At 67.6% G+C, this 20986-nt stretch carries 18 protein-coding genes and 1 pseudogene; 10 read left to right on the forward strand and 9 right to left on the reverse strand.

The genetic code is table 11. The features are described from left to right. Window positions 1–25 precede the first annotated feature (25 nt). Together OUA97_RS11740 and rpoH are read left to right on the forward strand one after the other, a co-directional pair. Window positions 26–988, forward strand: a complete 963-nt coding sequence (locus OUA97_RS11740; protein ID WP_267232104.1) for an RluA family pseudouridine synthase — start codon at window positions 26–28, stop codon at window positions 986–988. 218 nt (window positions 989–1206) lie between these two features. After that, complete coding sequence (rpoH, locus tag OUA97_RS11745; protein ID WP_416362427.1) at window positions 1207–2094, forward strand: RNA polymerase sigma factor RpoH; 888 nt, start codon at window positions 1207–1209, stop codon at window positions 2092–2094. A 252-nt stretch (window positions 2095–2346) separates the two neighbouring features. Here rpoH and OUA97_RS11750 read toward each other — a convergent pair whose 3' ends face one another. Then, complete coding sequence (locus tag OUA97_RS11750; RefSeq protein ID WP_267232079.1) at window positions 2347–2853, reverse strand: SMI1/KNR4 family protein; 507 nt, start codon at window positions 2851–2853, stop codon at window positions 2347–2349. Window positions 2854–3096: 243 nt separating this feature from the next. Here OUA97_RS11750 and OUA97_RS11755 point away from each other — a divergent pair, with 243 nt between their 5' ends. From OUA97_RS11755 to OUA97_RS11770, 4 genes are all read left to right on the forward strand, one after another. After that, window positions 3097–3753 (forward strand): hypothetical protein, encoded by a 657-nt coding sequence (locus tag OUA97_RS11755; RefSeq protein WP_267232080.1) that lies wholly within the window; start codon window positions 3097–3099, stop codon window positions 3751–3753. A gap of 313 nt (window positions 3754–4066) precedes the next feature. Continuing rightward, on the forward strand, window positions 4067–4396 hold the full coding sequence (locus tag OUA97_RS11760) for an ArsR/SmtB family transcription factor (protein WP_267232081.1): 330 nt from the start codon (window positions 4067–4069) through the stop codon (window positions 4394–4396). 8 nt (window positions 4397–4404) lie between these two features. Then, the gene (locus OUA97_RS11765; protein ID WP_267232082.1) at window positions 4405–4881 is read left to right on the forward strand and encodes an SRPBCC family protein; all 477 of its coding nucleotides are present in this window, start codon (window positions 4405–4407) and stop codon (window positions 4879–4881) included. Window positions 4882–5927: 1046 nt separating this feature from the next. After that, window positions 5928–6503 (forward strand): c-type cytochrome, encoded by a 576-nt coding sequence (locus OUA97_RS11770; protein ID WP_267232083.1) that lies wholly within the window; start codon window positions 5928–5930, stop codon window positions 6501–6503. A 99-nt stretch (window positions 6504–6602) separates the two neighbouring features. Here the strand turns inward: OUA97_RS11770 and OUA97_RS11775 are convergent. Beyond that, a pseudogene (locus tag OUA97_RS11775) lies at window positions 6603–6686 on the reverse strand (integrase); the annotation flags it as partial. A 95-nt stretch (window positions 6687–6781) separates the two neighbouring features. Here OUA97_RS11775 and OUA97_RS11780 point away from each other — a divergent pair. Beyond that, window positions 6782–7459 (forward strand): glutathione S-transferase family protein, encoded by a 678-nt coding sequence (locus tag OUA97_RS11780; protein ID WP_267232084.1) that lies wholly within the window; start codon window positions 6782–6784, stop codon window positions 7457–7459. A 160-nt stretch (window positions 7460–7619) separates the two neighbouring features. On the opposite strand, the gene OUA97_RS11785 is transcribed toward OUA97_RS11780, so the two are convergent. Beyond that, a complete protein-coding gene (locus OUA97_RS11785) occupies window positions 7620–8435 on the reverse strand; it encodes a response regulator transcription factor (RefSeq protein ID WP_267232085.1) in 816 nt (271 codons plus the stop codon). Between the two features lie 79 nt (window positions 8436–8514). Next, window positions 8515–9801, reverse strand: a complete 1287-nt coding sequence (locus tag OUA97_RS11790; RefSeq protein ID WP_267232086.1) for an adenylosuccinate synthase — start codon at window positions 9799–9801, stop codon at window positions 8515–8517. A 289-nt stretch (window positions 9802–10090) separates the two neighbouring features. On the opposite strand from OUA97_RS11790, the gene OUA97_RS11795 reads away from it, so the two are divergent. Next, entirely contained in the window at window positions 10091–11071 is a 981-nt protein-coding gene (locus OUA97_RS11795) for a threonine ammonia-lyase (protein ID WP_267232087.1), read from the forward strand. On the opposite strand, the gene OUA97_RS11800 is transcribed toward OUA97_RS11795, so the two are convergent. The 4 genes from OUA97_RS11800 to OUA97_RS11815 form a co-directional block, all read right to left on the reverse strand. Then, a complete protein-coding gene (locus OUA97_RS11800) occupies window positions 11068–11982 on the reverse strand; it encodes a hypothetical protein (RefSeq protein ID WP_267232088.1) in 915 nt (304 codons plus the stop codon). The genes OUA97_RS11795 and OUA97_RS11800 overlap by 4 nt on opposite strands. A 66-nt stretch (window positions 11983–12048) precedes the next feature. After that, complete coding sequence (locus OUA97_RS11805) at window positions 12049–15180, reverse strand: efflux RND transporter permease subunit (RefSeq protein WP_267232089.1); 3132 nt, start codon at window positions 15178–15180, stop codon at window positions 12049–12051. Next, window positions 15177–16271 carry an efflux RND transporter periplasmic adaptor subunit gene (locus OUA97_RS11810; RefSeq protein WP_267232090.1) on the reverse strand — a complete coding sequence of 365 codons (1095 nt, stop codon included), beginning with the start codon at window positions 16269–16271 and terminating at the stop codon, window positions 15177–15179. The genes OUA97_RS11805 and OUA97_RS11810 overlap by 4 nt, the downstream gene beginning before the upstream one ends. 1 nt (window position 16272) lies before the next feature. After that, complete coding sequence (locus tag OUA97_RS11815; RefSeq protein ID WP_267232091.1) at window positions 16273–17709, reverse strand: efflux transporter outer membrane subunit; 1437 nt, start codon at window positions 17707–17709, stop codon at window positions 16273–16275. Window positions 17710–17951: 242 nt separating this feature from the next. Between OUA97_RS11815 and OUA97_RS11820 the strand changes: the two genes are divergently transcribed. After that, complete coding sequence (locus OUA97_RS11820) at window positions 17952–19601, forward strand: M28 family metallopeptidase (protein ID WP_267232092.1); 1650 nt, start codon at window positions 17952–17954, stop codon at window positions 19599–19601. A gap of 17 nt (window positions 19602–19618) precedes the next feature. Continuing rightward, the gene (locus OUA97_RS11825; RefSeq protein WP_267232093.1) at window positions 19619–20422 is read left to right on the forward strand and encodes a DUF72 domain-containing protein; all 804 of its coding nucleotides are present in this window, start codon (window positions 19619–19621) and stop codon (window positions 20420–20422) included. Between the two features lie 74 nt (window positions 20423–20496). Here OUA97_RS11825 and OUA97_RS11830 read toward each other — a convergent pair whose 3' ends face one another. Beyond that, window positions 20497–20805, reverse strand: a complete 309-nt coding sequence (locus OUA97_RS11830; RefSeq protein WP_267232094.1) for a hypothetical protein — start codon at window positions 20803–20805, stop codon at window positions 20497–20499. Window positions 20806–20986: the final 181 nt, after the last annotated feature.

The following is a 20986-nucleotide window of genomic DNA, read 5'->3' on the forward strand; positions in this document are numbered from 1 at the left end:
CGCCGAAGCGCCCTCCGCCGAGGGCATGGCCGCGCGCATCGTCATGATCGAGCCCGGCGCGGCGGGCGGACGGCTGGACAAGACCCTGGCCGAACTGCTGCCGGACCTGTCGCGCGGCCGCATCCAGGCGCTGATGGCGCAGGGGCTGGTGAGCCGCGACGGCGCGCCCCTGCTGGACGCCTCGGCCAAGGCCAAGCCCGGCGAGCATCAGCTGCTGATCCCGCCGCCGACCCCGGCCGATCCGCAGCCCGAGGCCATCCCGCTGTCGATCCTCTACGAGGACGAGCACCTGATCGTCATCGACAAGCCGGCCGGCATGGCCGTGCATCCCGCCCCCGGCAGCGAGACCGGCACGCTGGTCAACGCGCTGCTGCACCATTGCGGCGCCAGCCTGTCGGGCATCGGCGGGGTGGCGCGCCCCGGCATCGTCCACCGCCTCGACAAGGACACCTCTGGCGTGATGGTCGCGGCCAAGTCCGACGCCGCCCACCAAGGGCTTTCAAAGCTGTTTTCGACGCACGATATCGACAGGGTCTACGTCGCCCTGGTCCGCGGCGCGCCCAATCCCGAGCGCGGGACCATCGAGACGCGGCTCGGCCGATCGCCCCACGACCGCAAGAAGATGGCGGTGCTGAAGAGCGGCGGCCGCGAGGCGATCACGCACTATCGCACCGAGGCCGTCTATGGCGGCGACGGCGGCAATCCGCTGGCGGCCCGCATCGCCTGCACGCTGGAGACCGGCCGCACCCACCAGATCCGCGTGCACATGGCCTCGAAAGGCGCTCCGTGCCTGGGCGACCCGGTATACGGCTCGGGCCCGCCGGCCGCGAGCGTGCGCGAGGCGATCGCCGACGCCGGCTTGAAACGCCAGGCCCTGCATGCGGCCGTATTGGGGTTCGTCCATCCCGTGACCGGCGAGGCGCTGAGATTCGAAAGCCCCCTGCCCGCCGATATGGCGCAACTGCAAGCTAACCTGACAGCTTTGTAAGAAAGCTTGTGCCCTATCGGCCTTGAAGGCGCCCCGATCGGCCTGTACTAATACCTGAGTAGAGCAGTCGGACTTCCGGGCCGCCGGTTTCTCCCAAGCCAGGCCCTTACGCCTACCGCAACCAATACCTATCTGAATGGTTGGAGGGGGCGGACGGCTTCGCGCGCGTGATCGCGCAGCGACCCGAAGGTCCGCCGAGTAAGAAAGGGGATATGTCCATGGCCGCTAACGCGCTCGCCGTGATGTCGCCGGAAGGCGGACTGAGCCGGTACCTGACCGAAATTCGCAAGTTCCCGATGCTGGCCAAGGACCAGGAGTTCATGCTCGCCAAGGCTTGGCGTGAGCACGAGGATTCCGACGCCGCTCACCAGCTCGTCACCAGCCACCTGCGCCTGGTGGCCAAGATCGCCATGGGCTATCGCGGCTACGGCCTGCCGATCGGGGAAGTGATCTCCGAAGGCAATGTCGGCCTGATGCAGGCGGTGAAGAAGTTCGAGCCGGACAAGGGCTTCCGCCTGGCGACCTACGCCATGTGGTGGATCCGCGCCTCGATCCAGGAGTACATCCTGCGGTCCTGGAGCCTGGTGAAGATGGGCACCACGGCCGCGCAGAAGAAGCTGTTCTTCAACCTGCGCAAGGCCAAGAGCCAGATCAGCGCCTTCCAGGACGGGGACCTGCACCCCGACCAGGTCAGCCAGATCGCCACCAAGCTGGGCGTGCTGGACGAGGAAGTGATCTCGATGAACCGCCGGCTGTCGGGCCCCGACGCCTCGCTGAACGCGCCGCTGCGCGCCGACGGCGAGAGCGAGTGGCAGGACTGGCTGGAGGACGAGACCTCGGTCAGCCAGGAGACCTATGTCGCCGAAAGCCAGGAGCGCACCCAGCGCATGACCCTGATGGAAGCGGCGCTGACCGAACTGTCGGACCGCGAGCGTCACATCCTGACCGAGCGGCGGCTGAAGGATAACCCGACCACGCTGGAGGAACTGGCCGCGGAGTACGGCGTCAGCCGCGAACGCGTCCGCCAGATCGAGGTTCGGGCCTTCGAGAAGCTGCAGAAGTCGGTGACCGCTGCGGCCCGCGACAAGAACCTGATCGACGCCTGACGGCGGAGGTCAAGCCAACGAGGAAGCGCCGCGGCCGAAGGGTCGCGGCGCTTTTTTTTTTCGGGCTGAGCGACGGCGGCTGGCTGCCGGGTTTCAGCGTCCGGCAATCGGACGGCGACCTCTCACAACTTAAGAGTGGCCGGATATATCGAAGCGGCCTTGGGGAGGCGCAGGGTGCGCCCGGAAGCTGCTCGCCAGCAACCAGGAGCGGACGCCGGCGATGTCGGACATGGGTGGGAAGCGGACGTTGGCCTAGTCGAATTCCGGCTTGAAGTCGGGGTGGACCCACACGTGTTTTACCTGCCCCGGAGAGAGTTTGACCGTCGTGGGATCGAAGGGCCGCAGCTTCGCAATGAATTCGTCGAAGTCTTTGGCAATGCACTCGGAAGGGCCGTCGATCTCGTGGTCCCAGAAAAACGCCGCACCAGAATCCGGGTCGAGCCAGACGTAGTTCCCGCAGCCATCTTCAGCGACCGGAATGCCACTGGCAGGAAAACCCTCGATCTGTGCCCGCACGTTGGCAGCCTGGGCGATCGGCACAAAGACGCGGACACCACTCTGGTTGCCGGGCACGTCGAAGACGTTCTCTTGAGGAGCCGCCCCATCGTGCCTTCGGACAAACTCTTTGAAAGCAGACGGAAGCGCAGCGCCAAGGCGACGTTCGGCAGCTGCAATCTCTTCGTCGCTTGTGCCATCAATCTCCGGGATTGAGATCCTCGGCGACTGCGCGTTCCTTTTCCATAGCTTGAACCAAGCCATCGATGGCCCTCCCGTCGCCAGATTAGATAGAGAAGGACAACTCCGCAAAGCAGACCTATCGAATGTCTCAGATGGGTCGGATTCGGGCTCGAACGGACCTCCCCTAAGCGGACGCCTGGCGACGTCCGCGCCGACGCTAGGCGGTCGTTCGGCCAGCGTCGCGCGCAGTATTCAAAGTCCGGACCTGCGGTACTTCGGCGAAGGGTGGATTGGGGACGTTCCTATCGCCAGTATGCGACGGCGATGAGGACCGCCGATCCGCAACTCTGGCTCATTGAAGGCCTTCCAGGCTCGGGGAAAACCTCGGCTGCCGAGCGCTTGAATGCTCTTTGTGCGATCGACGGAATTGCGTCGCGCTGGTGGCTTGAGGAGTCAAAAGACCATCCGGTCTTGCCGGCAACACTGCGAAAGAAAGCCAAGGAGCCCGATTTTTCAGACCTCTGTATCCAGGCTTTCCGAGACTTCGTCGGGACCGAAACCGGGGTCCTGATCTTGGAAGGATCGGCGTTCCAGAACAGCATCCGGTTTATGTTCGCCAACGCTCGATCGGAGGCCGAGATATCGGACTATCTCGCTGCCTGGGCCGACGCTGTTTGCGCGGCAAGGCCCAGGCTGTTGATGTTCGAGGTGAAGGCGCCGGAAGACCACTACGCGGACTTTCTCGCCGCAAGGCGTGGTGCAGCCTGGATGGAGAAGCTCATCGCTTATGTGGAATCGACGCCCGTCGCCGAACAACGCGGATGGCGCGGCTTCGACGGTTTCGTGCAGTTCTGGGCTGACTATCAGCAGCTATGCCTTGCTTGTGCGAGGGCGCTTCCTTGGCCGATCAAGTTCCTGCCAGCCTGGTCCGAGGTCGGCGGGTTCGATGACGAGGCCGCGTATCGCTTCTTCCGCCGTTAGGTCCGCAATGGGTTGATCGCGGTCTAAGCGTGCAGACCCGCCCCAACGTCCGCTTCCGGGCCGGACGCTAATGTCTCCAACTGGCGAGCTCCTGCCGCCCCCCCCGAGCGAGCGCTTTGGCCGAGGAAGCGGCCCTCGCCAAGAGCAGAGCAGGCCAAATGCCGGCTCGTCGCTGTGCCTAAGTTCTGCCCTCACCGCCCCTGAGCGCGCTGCGGGAGGCCTGAGCCCGTTTCCACATCAGCACCGCGGGAAATACTAAGGCAGTCGACTTAATATCCTTTGACGGCGCCGGCCCCTCGCCTTACAAAGGCATATGCCTTACCATTCCGCCCCACTAGACCTCGCCTTTCACGCGCTCAGCGATCCAACCCGCCGCGCCGTGGTGTCGCGTTTGGCCGAAGGCGAGGCGCCCGTCAGCGCCCTCGCGGAACCCTTTGACATGACGCTGCCCTCCTTCGCCCAGCACCTCAGGGTTCTGGAGGAGTGCGGTCTGATCGTCAGTGAAAAGCGGGGCCGCAGCCGCTGGTGCCGTCTGGAGCAGGCCCGCTTCGCCGAGGTCGCCGATTGGATGGAGACCGAGCGCCGGCGCATGGCCGAGCGCCTCGACCGGCTGGAAAGCTATCTGGACAGAACAAAAGGATGACGAAGAATATGAACCTGTTTGAGACTTGGTCGCTGGATCGCGAGATCGTGTTGACGAAGCTGCTGAACCATCCGCGCGAGAGGGTCTTTGCCGCCTGGATGGACCCTGCGGCGCTGGCCGCTTGGTACGGCCCGGCCGGTCTGACCATCGAGAACCACGAGACCGACATCCGCGAGGGTGGCGTCTGGTTGTTTGACATGGTGGGCGTATTCGAAGGTGAGGTGCAGCGCTTTGCGAACTTGATGCGCTTTCTGGAGATCGTGCCGAACGAGCGGATCGTGGCGGACTACGGCACGCCCGATCTCGACGACCCCGACCGTTTCCGCATGACGGTGACCTTCGATCAACAGGCCGGCGGCAAAACGGTGGTGACCATGCGCCAGCTCCATCCCAACCGCGAGCGGCGTCAGGCCGTCATCGACTTCGGCGCGGTGGAGTACGGCCTGCAGACACTCGACGGACTCGCGACCTGGCTGGACCGCTGAACCTCGTCGACCGGAAACCGACGACGTCGCTGCGTCGTCGGGAACGTCCGCTTCTGCGACGCAAGCCAATGTCTCTTGATGGCGCCGGTCGGTCAGTCGACCGTCCGATAAGCTAGCGGTCCGAATGCGGACGCCATGTTCGTCTGCGCTGGGTGGTTAGCGGACGCCGGCCAACGGGTCGAAGCGGGTCCGCGGTCGCCGATAGTCTTCTGACTTCAAGTCGCTACAGCCCTGTCCATTCGAGTAGCTGGTCAAGGCTTCGCCATCCGTGACAGCTAGTCGATTGCCTATGCGGCTCAGGACTGCTGTTTCGCCCTTCGTCTGTGCTTGTGCCAGCGCTTCAGAGACGAGCTGCCGAAAGTTACTAACCTCGGCGCCCGAGACGCTGAACGAGCAGGGCGCGCCTCCTATGCCGGGCGGTAGGCGGCCCTCTGTTGGGTTCCCTCTATCGAATACGACGGCATCCTCGAAGGTTAGGTAGGTCAGCGCGTTCCTATCCAAGGATAGCGAGACTCGCACATAGCTGTCGGTCGCGGACCACTTTGCGGAGCCATGTGGCAACACTCTGCGCCAGCTCCAGCGCATGCCGCTCGCCTTCCACTCGTAGGTTGCTGCGGCGTCTTTGGGCACGTACTCCGGGCGAGGCAGCATCGGAGCCAGGGTCGGTACGACAGCTGGGAAGATGAAGAACGGGCCGGTTATCGGGATAGAGATCCCGACGAGCGTGATCGCAAGCAAACTAAGTGCCGCCGTCCGCTTCAAAAACACGTCTCCGCCAGAGGCGCGCAAAACTAGCCCTTGAGCAAGCTGCGCCGCAACAGTGCTGAAAGTCCGCTAAAGGTCGGATGCAGTCCTCAGTTCGGATGCGGCTAGCTGACTGCCGACGGGTCCGCCCGCGGACGGGAAGTTCATTTCGGCTGTCGACCCTTAGCGGACATTCGGCGCAAGCGGGCTGGAGCGTCTTCGTGCAAGAACGTTGATGTTTTTCAAGAAGGGGCGCATGCGTCAGTCAGCGCAAGCTGTCGGGGCTGCCCTGGAGGACCGACATGAAGACGTCGGCTGTGTCAGCGTTCGTGGCGGCGCTCGCCGCCACCTCCATTTGCAGCGCGCCCGCCGAGGCCCAGCCGCAGCCACAAGCCGGAACCGCTTGGCGCGGATGCTGTGGCGTCACTCCCTGGCCGCACGGGGGAGGCATGATGGGCGGCGGCGGAATGATGCGCGGCGGGATGATGGGCGGCAGTTCAGACCGGCATCACGTCGCCATGATGGGCGGCGTTCCCGCGCCGTATACGAACCTCACCAACCCACTGCCGCAGGGCGCGGCGACCATCAAGCACGGCGCGGCGGTCTACGCGGCGAATTGTACGTCCTGCCACGGCACGACCGGGTTAGGTGACGGAGAGGCGGCCCGCGCCCTGAGCCCGCGGCCCGCCAGCCTAGCTTGGCTGTCGAACATGCCGATCAGCAGATGGGACGCGTTCATGTACTGGTCCGTGGCTGAGGGCGGCGAGCAGTTCAACTCAGGGATGCCTGCCTTCAAGGACAGCCTGTCAAAGGACGACATCTGGGCGGTGATCGGATACATCCAGGCCCATCTGCCCGCCGCTAAGGCGAGCCGCTGACCGCCACACGATCGCGCCAACTGCGCCTTCGAGGTGGACGTCCGCATATCACCCTCCCCTGACGTAGGGCCGGGCCGCTCGCCGGACCCGCCAAGCCGCTCAGAGGTCGACTTGCTCAGAGATCGAGATCGCGTCGTCCACCTCGATGCCCAGGTATCTGACCGTACTCTCAAGCTTGCGGTGGGACGTCCGGTGGGGCTCCGGAAGTCGCTTTGATGTACCGCAAGGCGGTTCTCGGCACGGCGGCGCACACCGCTCTTTGAACAGGGAGCGCGCCCATGGCGACAATAAGGTTCCATTCGCTGGCAGAGAGCGCCTACCTCTGGACGGCGATACATGTCGCCGACGAAAAGGGCGTTGACTACGAGGTGGTCCCGCTGACGCCGGGTTCGCACGAGCACTTGGCGCTTCATCCATTCGGAAAGATGCCCGCATTTCAGCACGGGGCGGTGGTTCTCTACGAAACTCTGGCGATTGCGCACTACATCGATCGCGCGTTCGCTGGTCGCCCCCTGCAACCCGTTGACGCCCTCGGCCAGGCCGAGGTCCTGCGCTGGATCAGCATCATCAATTCCTACGTCTTCCCGACAATGAACCGTTTCATGAAGGAGCGCCTGGTTCGCCCCGCATTCGGCTTTGCCCCCGACGAAGCCTTTCTCGCCGAAGCTCGCGCCGGCCTGCTTCTGCAGATGCGCCTGATCGATGAGGCCGTCGCCGAGGGCGGGTTTCTTGTGGGCTCCGAGATGACCCTGGCGGACAGCTTCCTGCTGCCGCAACTTCTCTTCTTCACCCGAACGCCGGAGGGATCGGCTCTGCTCGCCCGGTCACCCGCCGCTTCAGAATGGCTCTCCCGAATGCAGGCCCGCCCCAGCTACGCCAAGAGCCCGATGAGCGGGGTGTTCGAGATGTTCCAACGCCTCAACGTGGAGGACACGCTCCTTTGGGCGGTGGACTAGGCTCGGGGAGGCGACGCAACGGCTTTGACCTGCCTTGCTGGATCGGACGCCAGCGAAGCGCGTGCTGCGCCGCCGCTCTCACCGTCCGCTTTCCGCCCTGCCCTGACACTTCTGACGTCCTGATCTCGGCCCGAGTTCTAAACCGTGGGGCGCGGACGGTTTAGGCCGCCCGTTCCTTGCCCGGCTCGTCCTTGGGCAGGAAGGCCAGCAGCGGGGCGGCGTGCTTGGCGATGTCCTGCGGGACCAGCACGCCGGCCTGGGCCGCGGCGGCCAGGTGGCGCTGGAACTCGACGGTGGCCTCGGCCAGTTTGGCGTTCTTGGTCACCGACGCCGCACGCTGCAGCTCGACCATCTGGGCCAGCAGCGCGCGCATGGCCTGGCTGGGATCGGTGGCGATCGCCGGGATCGCCGAGCGGACGATCTTCAGCGCCTGGGTGATGCGCTGGGCCTCGGGCGTGGCGCCGACGTCCGAGCGCCGCTTCAGCGGACCGCTGTAGTCGCCGGAATTGAAGCGACGGCGATCGGGGCCGACATATTCGACCGCCTCGACCCAGTCGCGCGGGTGCAGGGTGACGGCCTCCAGCCGGCGCAGCAGGTCCTTGGTCGTGTAAGGCTTGCGCAGGAATTCGTGCACGCCGGCGTCGCGGGCCGCGAGGATCGCCCCCGCCGTCGCCGTGGCGGTGACCATGATGATCGGAGCCATCCGGCAGGCCGCGTCCGAGCGGCGCAGCTGGCGCGAGAACTGTACGCCGTCGACGTCGGCCCCGGTCAGCTCGACAAAAATCAGCTGCGGATTGACCTGGCGGGCGGCCTCCAAACCCTTGCGGGTGGTGGGCGCATGCCAGAGTTGTACGTTGGCGATGTTGCGCATCAGGTCGGCGAGCAACCGGGCGCTGGCGGGGGCCGGATCGATGATCAGCACCCGCTGCATGAGCGGCGCCATCCGCTGGATTTGTTTGAGGTTCTCGGTGAACACGGGCGGCGCTCGGTCTCCTGGGATCGCACCAGAGAGTGAACCAACGTCCTTAAGAACGCCTTACGCCGCCCGTCTCCGATCAGTCTTGGAACGGGTCGCGGACCATGATGGTGTCGTCGCGCTGCGGGCTGGTCGAGACCATGGCCGCCGGGGCGCCGATCAGTTCCTCGACGCGGCGGACATACTTCACCGCATTGGCCGGCAGGTCCTTCCAGGAGGTGGCCCCGGCGGTGCTTTCGCTCCAGCCGTCCATCTCCTCGTAGACCGGCTCCAGCGCCGACTGCGACTTGAGACCGGCGGGCAGATAGTCGAGCACTTCGCCGTTCAGCTTGTAGCCGACGCAGATCTTCAGCTTCGGCAGGCCGTCCAGCACGTCGAGCTTGGTCAGCGCGATGCCGTCGATGCCGTTGAGCGCCACCGACTGGCGCACCAGCACCGCGTCGAACCAGCCGCAGCGACGCGGACGGCCGGTGACCACGCCGAACTCGCGGCCGACCGTGCCCAGGTGCTGGCCGATCTCGTCCGACAGCTCGGTCGGGAACGGACCCTCGCCGACGCGGGTGGTGTAGGCCTTGACGATGCCGAGCACGAAGCCGGGCCCCTTCGGCCCCAGGCCCGAGCCGGCGGCGGCCTGGCCAGCGACGGTATTGGACGAGGTCACATAGGGATAGGTGCCGTGATCGACGTCGAGCAGGGCGCCCTGCGCGCCTTCAAACAGCACGCGCTTGCCGGACTTCACGACGCTGTCGAGCAGGCGCCAGGCCGGCTGGGCGAAGGGAAGGATCTTCGGGGCGATCTCTTCGAGCGCCGCCAGCAGCTCGGCGCCGTCGTATTCCGGCAGGCCCAGGCCCGCGCGCAGCGGCTTGTGGTGAGCCAGCAGGCGGTCGATCTTGGCCTCCAGGGCGTCGCGGTCACGCAGATCGTCGACGCGGATGGCGCGACGGCCGACCTTGTCCTCGTAGGCCGGGCCGATGCCGCGGCCGGTAGTGCCGATCTTGTTGACGGCGGCGGCTTCGCGAGCCTGGTCGAGGTCGCGGTGCAGCGGCAGGATCAGGGCGGCGTTGTCGGCCAGGACCAGCAGGTCGGGCGTGATGGTCACGCCCTGCGAGCCGAGCTTGGCGATCTCTTCCAGCAGGTGCCAGGGGTCGACGACGACGCCGTTGCCGATCACCGACAGCTTGCCCTGGACCACGCCCGAGGGCAGCAGGCTGAGCTTGTAGACCTGGTCGCCGACCACCAGGGTGTGGCCGGCGTTGTGGCCGCCCTGGAAACGCACGACGACGTCGGCGCGGTTCGACAGCCAGTCGACGAGCTTGCCCTTGCCTTCGTCGCCCCACTGAGCGCCGATCACGGTCACATTGGCCATTCGGATACGATCTCCCGGCCTGCCCGAGCGGGTCCAACCACGCCCTTCGACAGGACTCGGCGGGTGGACTTGATCGATTGTAGGAACCGGATGCGCGGGCCCAGCGGGCGGCGGCTCTCCGTTCGGCGGGGGTAAACCAGCGGGCGGGCTCCGCGTCAAGCCCCGGACCCCGATCGCGAGGCGCGGCGGTCGCCTGGACGGACCGCCCAGGCTATGAATGGGCCATGATCCGAGCACGCATTCGCCTCCCCCGTCCCGTCCGCGATCCGGCCGCCATGGCTTGCGCGGCATGAGCGTCACCCTGGCCGACATCGAGGCCGCCGCCGGGCGGCTGGCGGGACACGCGCTCGAGACGCCGCTGATCGAGAGCCCGGCGCTCAACGAGCGGCTGGGGCGGCGGGTGCTGATCAAGCCCGAGACCCTGCAGCGGGTCGGGGCGTTCAAGTTCCGCGGGGCCTATAACCGGCTTTCGCAGCTGTCGGCCGAGCAGGCCAAGCGGGGCGTGGTGGCGTTCTCGTCCGGCAACCATGCCCAGGGCGTGGCGCTGGCGGCGCGGCTGCTGGGCATGCCGGCGATCATCGTCATGCCGGCCGACGCGCCGAGCGTGAAGGTCGAGGCGACCCGCGGCTATGGGGCCGAAATCAAGCTCTATGACCGGCTGACCGAGAGCCGCGAGGCGATCGCCGCGGCCATCGCCGCCGAGCGTGGGGCGGTGACGGTGCCGGCCTTCGACGACCTCCACGTGATCGCCGGCCAGGGCACGGTCGGGCTGGAGCTGGTCAGGCAAGGCCAGGCCCGCGGCGTGAGCTTCGATACGGTCATCTCGCCGATCGGCGGCGGCGGGCTGCTGGCCGGCGTCTCGACCGCGGTCAAGGCGCTGTCGCCGGGCACGGCGATCGTCGGCGTCGAGCCGGCCGGCTTCGACGACACCCTGCGCTCGCTGCAGGCGGGCGAGCGGATCGTGACCCAGCCGGCCACCCGCTCGCTGTGCGACGCGCTGGAGAGCCCGGCGCCGGGGCTGCTGACCTTTCCGGTGCTGCAGAAGACCGTGGCCGACGTGGCGGTCGTCACCGACGCCGAGGTGGCCGAGGCGATGCGCTATGCGTTCGCGGTGCTGAAGCTGGTGGTCGAGCCGGGCGGATCGGTCGGCCTGGCCGCGCTGCTGGCCGGCAAGGTCGCCGACTTCGGCGACAACGCCACCGGACTGATCCTGTCCGGCGGCAATGTCGATCCCGAGCTGTTCGCCCGCGTGCTGCGCCGGGAGATCTAGGCGTCGGCCGGGTCCGGGGCGAGCTGGCGATAGATCTGCGCCAGCGGGGCGCTGTAGAGCACCGTGCCGAACACGCTGACCAGGGCCATGAGGATGGCGGCCAGGGCGAGGATCGGCGCGACCTGGGCGAAGGTCAGGGTGGTGACGTCGAACTCGCCGGTCGGCCGCAGGATCGCCACCGCCGCGAAGATGAAGCCCACGAAGACCGCGATCTGGACGAGGGTGGCGAGCAGGCTGACCGCCACGCCGACCAGCACCATCTTGGCCGCGTGGCCGCGGGTCAGGGTCCAGGACTCGAACAGCCGGAAGTAGCTGCCGGCGAACGACATCGGCAGGCCGAGCGAGAAGCGAACGAACAGCCAGAGCATTGCGCCGAGCGCGATCAGGACCATGGCCCCGATGCCCAGCCCGACGCCGGGCGCCAAGGTCTGACTGGGACCGGCGGCGACCAGGACCAGCGAGGTGATCATGATCGGGAACGTACTAAGCGCGACCAGCAGGATCGCCACGACCGCGACGACCACCAGGCACAGCGCCAGCCAGAACTCCTGGCGGCCGAGACGCAGGAAGAACCACCGGCGGTTCTGCGGCTCGAGCACCGCGCGGAACACCGCGCCGACGATCAGGGTGCTGGACGCCAGGCTGGTCGCCCACTGGAGCAGCGACAGCGCGTTGACCTGGCCCATCAGCGACATCATCTGCTGGGTGGCGGCCGGCGAATCCGGCTCGACCTCGGCCTCGGCCAGCGCGGCCAGGGCGCCGAACTGCGGCCAGATGGCCGCCGCCATCAGCGCCAGCGGCCCCAGCGCGACGACCAAGTAGACGGCGCACCAGGCCAGGAAGGCCAGCGGGTTGCGGGCGATGACGCCGAACCCCGCCCCGACCGCGCCGCCGAACGAAAACGTCGTCATGCCCTACATCCCGCAACCATCAGCTGCAGAGCATAGCCGGCCTGCCCGGCCCCGCAACGGCGCCGCTTAGCGGCCGTCGTCGGAGACCGTCTCGCCAGGCGCCTCGCGCGGGGTGATCAGCTTGGCGAGCTTGGGCCGCAGCCAGTTCTCGAAGTCGTCGACGAACTCGTAGACCACCGGCACCAGCACCAGCGACAGGAGGGTCGAGGTGATCAGCCCGCCGATCACCGCCACGGCCATCGGCTGACGGAACTCGGCGCCCTTCTCCAGGGCCAGGGCGGTCGGCAGCATCCCCGCCGCCATGGCCACGGTGGTCATGACGATCGGCCGGGCCCGCTCGCGGCAGGCCTCGATCAGGGCGTCCCGCTGGGGCATGCCCTCGCGCTCGCGCTCGATCGCATACTCGACCAGCAGGATCGAGTTCTTGGCCGCCAGGCCCATCAGCATCAGGAAGCCGATCAGCGAGGGGATCGAGAGCGACAGGTTGAAGATGAACAGGCCGATGAAGGCCCCGCCCACGGCCAGCGGCAGGGCGGCCAGGATGACGATCGGCTTGAAGAAGCTGCGGAACAGCAGCACCAGCACGGCGAACATCAGGAACACGGCGGTGGCGAAGGCGACCACGAAGCCGCCGAACATCTCGGCCATGGCCTCGGCGTCGCCGATGGCGCTGGGGGCGACCCCGGGCGGCAGCTTCTTCATGATCGGCAGCTGGTGGACGACCTGGGTCGCGTCGCCGAGCTCCACCCCGTCGGCCAGTTCGGCCTGGACGGTCATCTGGCGCTGGCGGTTGAGACGGTCGATCCGCGCCGGGCCGGCCTGGAACTCCACATCGGCCACGGCGCCGAGCGTCGTGGAGCCGCCCGAGGCGGTCGGCAGGCGCAGCTGACGGATCTGCTCGATGTCGGCGCGCGCCGATTCCGGCAGGCGGATCCGGATGGGGATGCGCCGCTCGCCCTCGTTCATCTTCGGAATGTTGGCGTCGATGTCGCCGACGGTGGCGACGCGGGCGGCCTGGGCGATCGCGGTCACCGAGACGCCGAGGCGCGCGGCCTCGTCGGGCCTGGGCCGGATCACCAGTTCGGGGCCGATCGGCGGGTTCTTCGGGCGCGGGTCGGTGACCTTGGTCAAGGTCCGCATCTGCCGCTCGAGCTCGAGGGCGGCCTGCTCCAGCGCCTTGGGGTCGGAGCTGATCAGGATCTGCTCGAACCCGGCCGAGCCCTGACCGTCCAGGAAGTTGAGCCGCACGTCCGGAACCGCGGCGATCTGGGCGCGGACCCGGTCCTTGAGCTCGTTGCCGGTGACCTTGCGGTCGCCGCTCAACAGCACGGTGATGGTGCCGTTGCGCAGGTCGCTGCCGCCGCCGCCCCCGCCGGGGCCGAAGTTCGCCACGGTCGAGCCGACCTGGCTGAAGACGCCGGTGACCTCCGGCTGGGCGGCCATGACCTGCGTGGCCTGCTGGACCGCGCGCTCCATGTCGCCGATGGTCGCGCCGGGCGGCCCCTGGACGTTGATGTAGACGTAGTCCGGATCGCCGGGCGGCTGGAAGCCCTTGGGCAGGAAGCCGATCATCATCGCCGAACAGACGAACAGCAGCAGGCCGGCGATGGAGGCGAGAATGCGATGCTCGAGCGCCCACTTGAGGGCGCTGGGATAGAAGCCCTCGAACGGCTTCTGCGGCCGCTCATGCACCGTCGGCTTGAGGAAGTAGGCCGCCATCAGCGGCGTCGCCAGGCGCGCGACCAGCAGCGAGAACAGCACCGCCACCGAGACGGTGAGGCCGAACTCCTTGAAGAACTGGCCCGGGATGCCGGGCATGAAGCTGACCGGGGTGAACACCACCACGATGGCGAAGGTGGTCGCCACCACCGCCAGGCCGATGGCGTCGGCGCCTTCCAGCGCCGCCTTGAACGGCCGCACGCCGCGGGCGACGCGCTTTTCGATGTTCTCGATCTCGACGATGGCGTCGTCGACGAGGATGCCGATGACCAGGGTCAGAGCCAGCAGCGTCACCAGGTTCAGCGAGAAGCCGGCCAGCTTCATCACGAAGAAGGTCGGGATCAGCGAGATCGGCATGGCCAGCACGGTGATGGCCGTCGCGCGCCAGTCGCGCAGGAACAGCAGCACCACCAGGGCCGCCAGCACCATGCCTTCGAGCAGCACGTGCTGAGTGGCGCGGAAGTTGGCGCGGGTCTCGTCGACCGAGGCGTAGATCTTGGTGAACTTGACGTTGGGGTCGGCCTTGGCGATCTCGGCCAGCTTGACGTTCACGCCGTCTTCGACGTCGACGTCCGAGGATTCCTTGGTCTTGCTGACCTGGAAGCCGACCACCGGGCGGTTGTTCAGGCGCGCGAAGCCGCGCGCCTCGGCCGAGCCTTCGCCGACGTCGGCGACGTCGGTGAGGCGGACGAAGCCGCCGCCGCCGGTGGCGATGGTCATGGCCCGCAGCTGGGCGACGGTCTCGGCCGAGCCGAGCACGCGGATGGTCTGCTCGCGGCCGCCGACCTGGACGCGGCCGCCGGGCGCGTCCTGCTGAAAGGCCATCAGGGCGTTGTTGACCTCGGCCGCGGTCAGGCCGCGCGCCGCCAGCCTGTCGGGATCGACGACGACGTTGATCTCGCGCGCGACGCCGCCGACGCGGGTGATCTGGGCGACGCCGCTCACGGTCTGAAGATCGCGGGCGATCTTGTCGTCGACGTACCAGGAGAGCTGCTCGTCCGACATCGACGGCGCTTCGACCGCGTAGGTGATGATCGGGAAGGCGTCGTCGATCTCGACCCGGGTGACGGTCGGCTCGTCGATATCGCGCGGCAGGATCTGGCGGGTCTGGTCGACCTTGGCGCGGACTTCGTCGGTCTTCTTCTGAAGATCCTCGCCCATTTCGAACTGGATGGACGTCGTCGAGACGCCCTGGGTCACCACCGACTGGATGTTCTTGACCCCGGTGATGCCCGACATGGCGTCTTCGACCGGCCGGGTGATCTGGGTCTCCATTTCCCCGGGCGCGGCGCCGCTCTGGGTCACCGTGATGGCGACCACCGGGAACTGGATGTTCGGGAACTGCTTAACCGCCAGCCCCGAATAGGCGATCATGCCGGCGACCAGCAGGCCGATGAACAGCAGGGTGACGGGAACCGGGTTGCGGATCGCCCAGGCCGAGATCGGGAAGCCGGAGCCTCCGCCTTGATGCTCGCTCATTTGGCCCTCGCGGCGGGTTGCGGCGCAGCAGGCTGGGCCGCGGCCGCGCTGGTCTCGACCGGCTTCACCAGGTCGCCGTCGAGCAGGAACGAGGCCGCGTTCTGAACCACGCGGGAACCCGAGGCCGGGCCCTTGACGATCTGGACGAGTCCCGAGCCGCGCTGGCCGGTCTGGACGGCGACGTGCTTCACGCGGTTGTCGGCGCCGACCACCATGACCGCCGCGCCATTGGCGTCGTAGCGGATCGCGGTTTCAGGCAGGGCGAGCGTCGATGCGCTGGCGTCGGCGAAGACCGCACGGGCGAAACCGCCGGCGCGGATGTCGGAGCGCGCCGGCAGCAGAACGCGGACCTGGCCGAGCTTGGTCTGGGCGTCGATCTGCGGGCTGACGATGCGCACCGTGCCCTGCACCTGGCCGCCGCCCGGCAGGGTGACGGTCGCGGCCTGCCCGACCCGGATGCGCGCCAGGTCGTCTTCCGACATGTCGGTGCCCAGTTCCATCTGGCCGTCGCGGGCGATGCGGAACCACGGCGTGCCGCCGCCGGACGACAGGTCGCCCGGACGCACGGTGCGTTCGAGGATCACGCCGGACACCGGCGCGACGACGGAGAGCTTGGCCAGGCGGGTCTGCAGGTCGCGCAAGTTCGCGCGGGCGGCCTGGGCCTGGAACCTGCGCTGGGCGATCTGTTCCTGGGCCAGCACGCCCTGGCCGTCGAGGTCGGCGACGCGCTTGGCCTGGTCCTCGGCCTGGGCGGCCTGCGCCTGCGCCTGAGCGATCTGGGCCTCGAGCAGGGCGGGGTCGAGCTGCACCAGCACCTGGCCGGCGCGCACCGTGTCGCCGACGTCGGCATTGACGCGCAGCACGCGGAAACCGGCGACCTCGGCGGCCACGGCGGCTTCTTCGCGCGGGCGCAGCGTGCCCGAGGCGCTGAGCGCGCCGGTGATCGCCCGCGGCTCCAGCCGCACCACCGACACCGCGCGCGCCTGGGCGGCCGGGTCCTTCTTCGGCGGCTCCTTGGAACCGCAGGCGGCGAGCGTCACGGCGGAAGCCAGGCCGACGGCGAGGGCCAGGATGGTCTTGGTTCTCGTCACTTCAGCGAGCCTCTTTGTTGGTCGGGGCGGTCTCGAGCGGCCAACCGCCGCCGAGCGCCTTGTAGGTCTGAACCGCGCGGCGCAGAGCCTGCACCTGGGCGGCGGTCTTCAGGGTGCGCACGGTGCGCCAGGCGCGCTCGTTGTCGAGCGTGGCCTGCAGATCGATGAAGCCGGCGACATAGCCCTTGCGGGACGCCTCGTAGGCGCGCCGGGCGCGGATCTCGCCGTCCGTCAGCAGATCGACGCGGCGACGATCGGCCTCCAGCTGGACCAGCGAATTCTCCGCCTCGCCGAAGGCGGTCTGGACGGCCTTTTCGTAGGCGATGGCGGCCTGTTCGGAACGGGCGTCCTGGGCCTTCATCTCCGAGAGCAGGCGCGGGATGTCGAGCACCGGGACGACGACGTTGGCGCCGATGCTCCAGCTCTGGGTCGTCGCCGAATAGCCGGGCTGGTCGTTCGTCTGCAGGCCGACGCCCGGCGCCAGCTTGAAGGTCGGAAAGAAGGCCAGCTTGGCGTAGTCGAGGCGTCCGAGGGCCGAGGCGAGCATCGCCTCGGCGCGGCGCACGTCGGGGCGGCGGGCGAGCAGCTCGCCGGGAAGCACGTCCGGAACCTGCGGGGCCACGCCCACCTCGGCGTCGATCGGCAGGGCGGCCAGCGGTTCAATCCCGCGGCCGGTGAGGATCAGCAGGTTGCGCCGGGCGGCCTGCAGCTCGGCTTCCAGACCGGCGACCTGAGACCTGGCCTGGGCGAGGTCGCCGGCCACGCGGTCGGCGTCGGCGCTCGCGGCCAGGCCGCGCTGCGCGCGGATGTCGACGATGCGGAAAAGCTCGGCCTGGATCCGTTCGGTGGCGCGGGCGTCGTCGAGCTGGATCGCCAGGCCCCGGGCCTGGAAATACCCGTCGGCCACCGCCGCCGCGAGGCTGGCGCGGGCGGCTTCATAGTCGAGGCGGGCCGCCGCCATTTCGGCGTTCGCCGCGCGGCGGGCGGCGAAGATGCGGCCGAAGAGGTCGATTTCCCAGCTGACGTCGAAATTGGCGGTCTCGGTGCGGCTGTCGCCGTTGCTCGAGAGGCCCGGAATGTTGAGCGCGGCCCCGTCGATCACCTTGCTGTCGGTCTCGGTGATCGAACCGCGGGGATTGCCCTGGGGCAGGAAGCTGGTCAGGGCGCCGGCGCGAGTGGCGCGCGCCTCGCGCAGCTTGGCCGCCGCGCTCCGAGCGTCCGGGCTGGCCGCGAGCGCCTCGGTGATCAGGGCGGTGAGCTGCGGGTCGTCGAACCCCGTCCACCACGTCTCCAGCGAGGGGGCCGCGGCGATGGCCGGCGAGGACGGCGCCTCGTAGGCGGCCGGAAGGCGGGTATCGACGTCGCGGGTGGAGGCGCAGGCCGACAGCATCAGGGCCAGGCCGGTCACCGATCCGACCGCAGGGGTAACTAGGCGCATCGCTCTTTTCATCATTATCGACTTGCGACACCGCCCACCGCGCCCGGCACGACAAGCACGTGCGGCGCGGACCTCGATACCGGCGTTCCGTTCTTAGCCGCGCTCATGCTTCAGGTCGATTGCAGAGACGAGACAATCGGCAAAGCGCATTCCAAGTGTCGCATGCCGGTCGCATGGCACTGGCGCCAGACCACGTCGCGAACTAGGGTTCCGCGCAATTCCACCCCCCATTTGAGTGCACTATGAAACAGTTTCTGCTCGCTGGCGCCGCGATTTGGGCCGTTTTCGCCGCCCCGGCCCTCGCCGGCGATATCAACCCCGCCAAGATCGCCGAGCACGTGAAGGTGCTGGCGTCGGACGAGTTCGAAGGGCGTGGCCCGGCCACCGAAGGCGAGAAGAAGACGGTCGCCTACATCATTGAGCAGTACAAGGACGCCGGATTGAAGCCGGGTGGAGATCTGGTGGAGGGCCAGCGCGCCTGGACCCAGGACGTGCCGCTGGCCCGCTTTGAGATCAAGGGCCCCGTCTCGGTCGGCGTCACCGCCGGCGGCAAGACCCAGGCCTGGACCCAGGGCGAGGAGGTCGCGCTGCGGGCCGCCCAGACCGGCGCCGAGCGGGTCGCCGTCAAGGACGCGCCGATCGTCTTCGTCGGCTATGGCGTCACCGCGCCGGAGCGCAACTGGGACGACTTCAAGGGCGTCGACCTGAAGGGCAAGGTCGCATTGGTGCTGGTCAACGATCCCGACTTCGAGACAGGGAAAGGCGCCTTCGGCGGCAAGGCGATGACCTATTACGGCCGCTGGACCTACAAGTACGAGGAGGCCGCGCGCCGCGGCGCGATCGGGTTCCTGGTGGTGCACGAGACCGCGCCGGCTTCCTACGGCTGGGCGACGGTGAAGAACTCCAACACCGCCCCGTTGTTCGACATCATCCGCGACAAGCCGAGCGAGGCCCACGCCCTGCTGGAAGGCTGGATTCAGCGCGACCGCACGGTCGAGCTGTTCAAGGCCGCCGGCCTCGACTTCGAAGCCGCCAAGAAGCAGGCCCAGACCCGCGACTTCAAGCCGGTGGAACTGAAGGGCGCGACCTTCTCGACCGACTACGGCGTCGACGTGCAGAAGATCGTCTCGAAGAACGTGGTCGGGCTGATCCCCGGCGCCAAGCGCCCGGACGAGACCATCATCTATTCGGGCCACTGGGACCACCTGGGCGTCGGCCTGCCGGACGCCAAGGGCGATACGATCTACAACGGCGCGGTCGACAACGCCGACGGCATCGCCACCATGATCGAGATCGGCCGCGCCTTCGCCAAGGGTCCGCAGCCGGACCGCTCCGTGGTGTTCCTGGCGGTGACCGCCGAGGAAAAGGGCCTGCTGGGCTCGGAATACTACGCCGCCAACCCGCTCTACCCGCTCGGCAAGACGGTCGCGAACATCAACATGGACGCCCTGTCGCCGGCCGGCCCGGCCAAGGACTTCACCACCTCGGGCGACGCGGCCTCGACCCTGCAGGACGCGCTGGTCGCGGTCGGCAAGAGCCACGGCCGCCACTACACGCCGGACTCCAAGCCTGAAGCGGGCCTGTTCTTCCGCTCGGACCACTTCCCGTTCGCCAAGCGCGGCGTGCCGGCGATCTCGTTCGGCTCGGGCTACGATCTGGTGCAAGGCGGCAAGGAAGCCGGCGCGGCCTGGTCGAAGGCCTACACCGCCGACCGCTATCACCAGCCGGCCGACCACTTCGACGCCAGCTGGAACCTTGAAGGGATCGCCCAGGACGGCCAACTGATGTTCGAGCTGGGCCGCCAACTGGCTGACTCCGCCACCTGGCCGGAGTGGAAGGCGGGCTCGGAATTCAAGCTGACCCGGGACGCGACCGCGGCCGAGAGGAAGTAGCAGAGGCGAGGAACGAGATGGCGCAGGCAGGTCAGATCCGGGCCGGGATCGGGGGCTGGACCTTCGAACCGTGGCGCGGGGTCTTCTATCCGCAAGGCCTCAAGCATGCGGACGAGCTGGCCTACGCCAGTCGCCATCTCACCTCGCTGGAGATCAACTCCACCTACTATTCGAGCCAGAAGCCGGAGACCTTCGCCAAGTGGGCGGCCGCCACCCCGGACGGCTTCGTCTTCACGGTGAAGGCTTCGCGGTTCTGCACCAATCGCCGCGTGCTGGCGGAGGCCGGCGACTCCGTGGCCAAGTTCCTGAACCAGGGGATCGTCGAACTGGGCGACCGGCTGGGCCCGATCCTCTGGCAGTTCATGCCGACCAAGAAGTTCGACGAGGCCGACTTCGGCGGGTTCCTCGACCTCTTGCCCAAGACCCATGGCGGGCTGAAGCTGCGCCACTGCGTCGAGGTCCGCAACGCCAGCTTCGTCGATCCGAAGTTCGTCAAGATGTGCCGCGACCGCAACGTGGCGATCTGCGTCTCGGAGAACGAGAACTATCCGCTGATCTCCGACATCACCGCCGACTTCGTCTATTCGCGCCTGCTGATGGGCTCGGACAAGATCGAGACCGGCTATGCGCCTGAAGACCTGGACGCCTGGGCCGAACGCTTCGGCGAATACTCGAAGGGGCGCGTTCCCGGCGATCTTGCGCCCATCGACCGCACCGGGCCGGCGGAAGGCCCGCACGAGACCTTCGTGTTCTTCATCCACGAAGGAAAGGTCCGCGCCCCGGCCGCCGCGCAGGAACTGCTGAAGCGGGTGGGCGCCTAGTCCCGAAACGCAAAACGCCCCCGGCCGTGGCCGGGGGCGCGATGTGCAAGAATGCGAATTCTTGTTGCGGCTGCTTACGCGCCGCCGGGGAAGCGCATCGGCACCTTCACGACGCCGGTCTTCGAGCCCATCGGCAGAGCGTCGGCCACGCACAGGGCGGCCTTGTCGAAGCCCTTGCCGGCCTTGCTGTCTTCCAGGACCTTGCAGCCCGACAGCTTGCCCGCCGTGGCGTTGCACTCGAGCATCACCACCGCCGCGTCGCGGGTGTTGGCGTGCTTGGTCAGGCACTTCGACATGCTTTCTTGGAAATCAGCCGCAGCCGACGCGCCGGCAAACGCCAGGCAGAGGGCGACACCGCCGCCGATTTTGATGAGATTCTTCATGGCCCCACTCCTTTCTAGATAACGGACGCAGGCCCTGTATGAGGCATTCAGGTTAAAAGAATCTGATGGCCGAGAATTCGATTTTGTTAACGCCAAGTAAACGCCGCAATCACAATTGTTGTGTCTTTATATCTATTACGCACGTGATGTCGGGGAAATGCGGATTTCCAGTGACGATTGG

It is taken from the genome of Phenylobacterium sp. 58.2.17, assembly GCF_026411515.1.
In the GTDB taxonomy this organism is placed as follows: domain Bacteria; phylum Pseudomonadota; class Alphaproteobacteria; order Caulobacterales; family Caulobacteraceae; genus Phenylobacterium.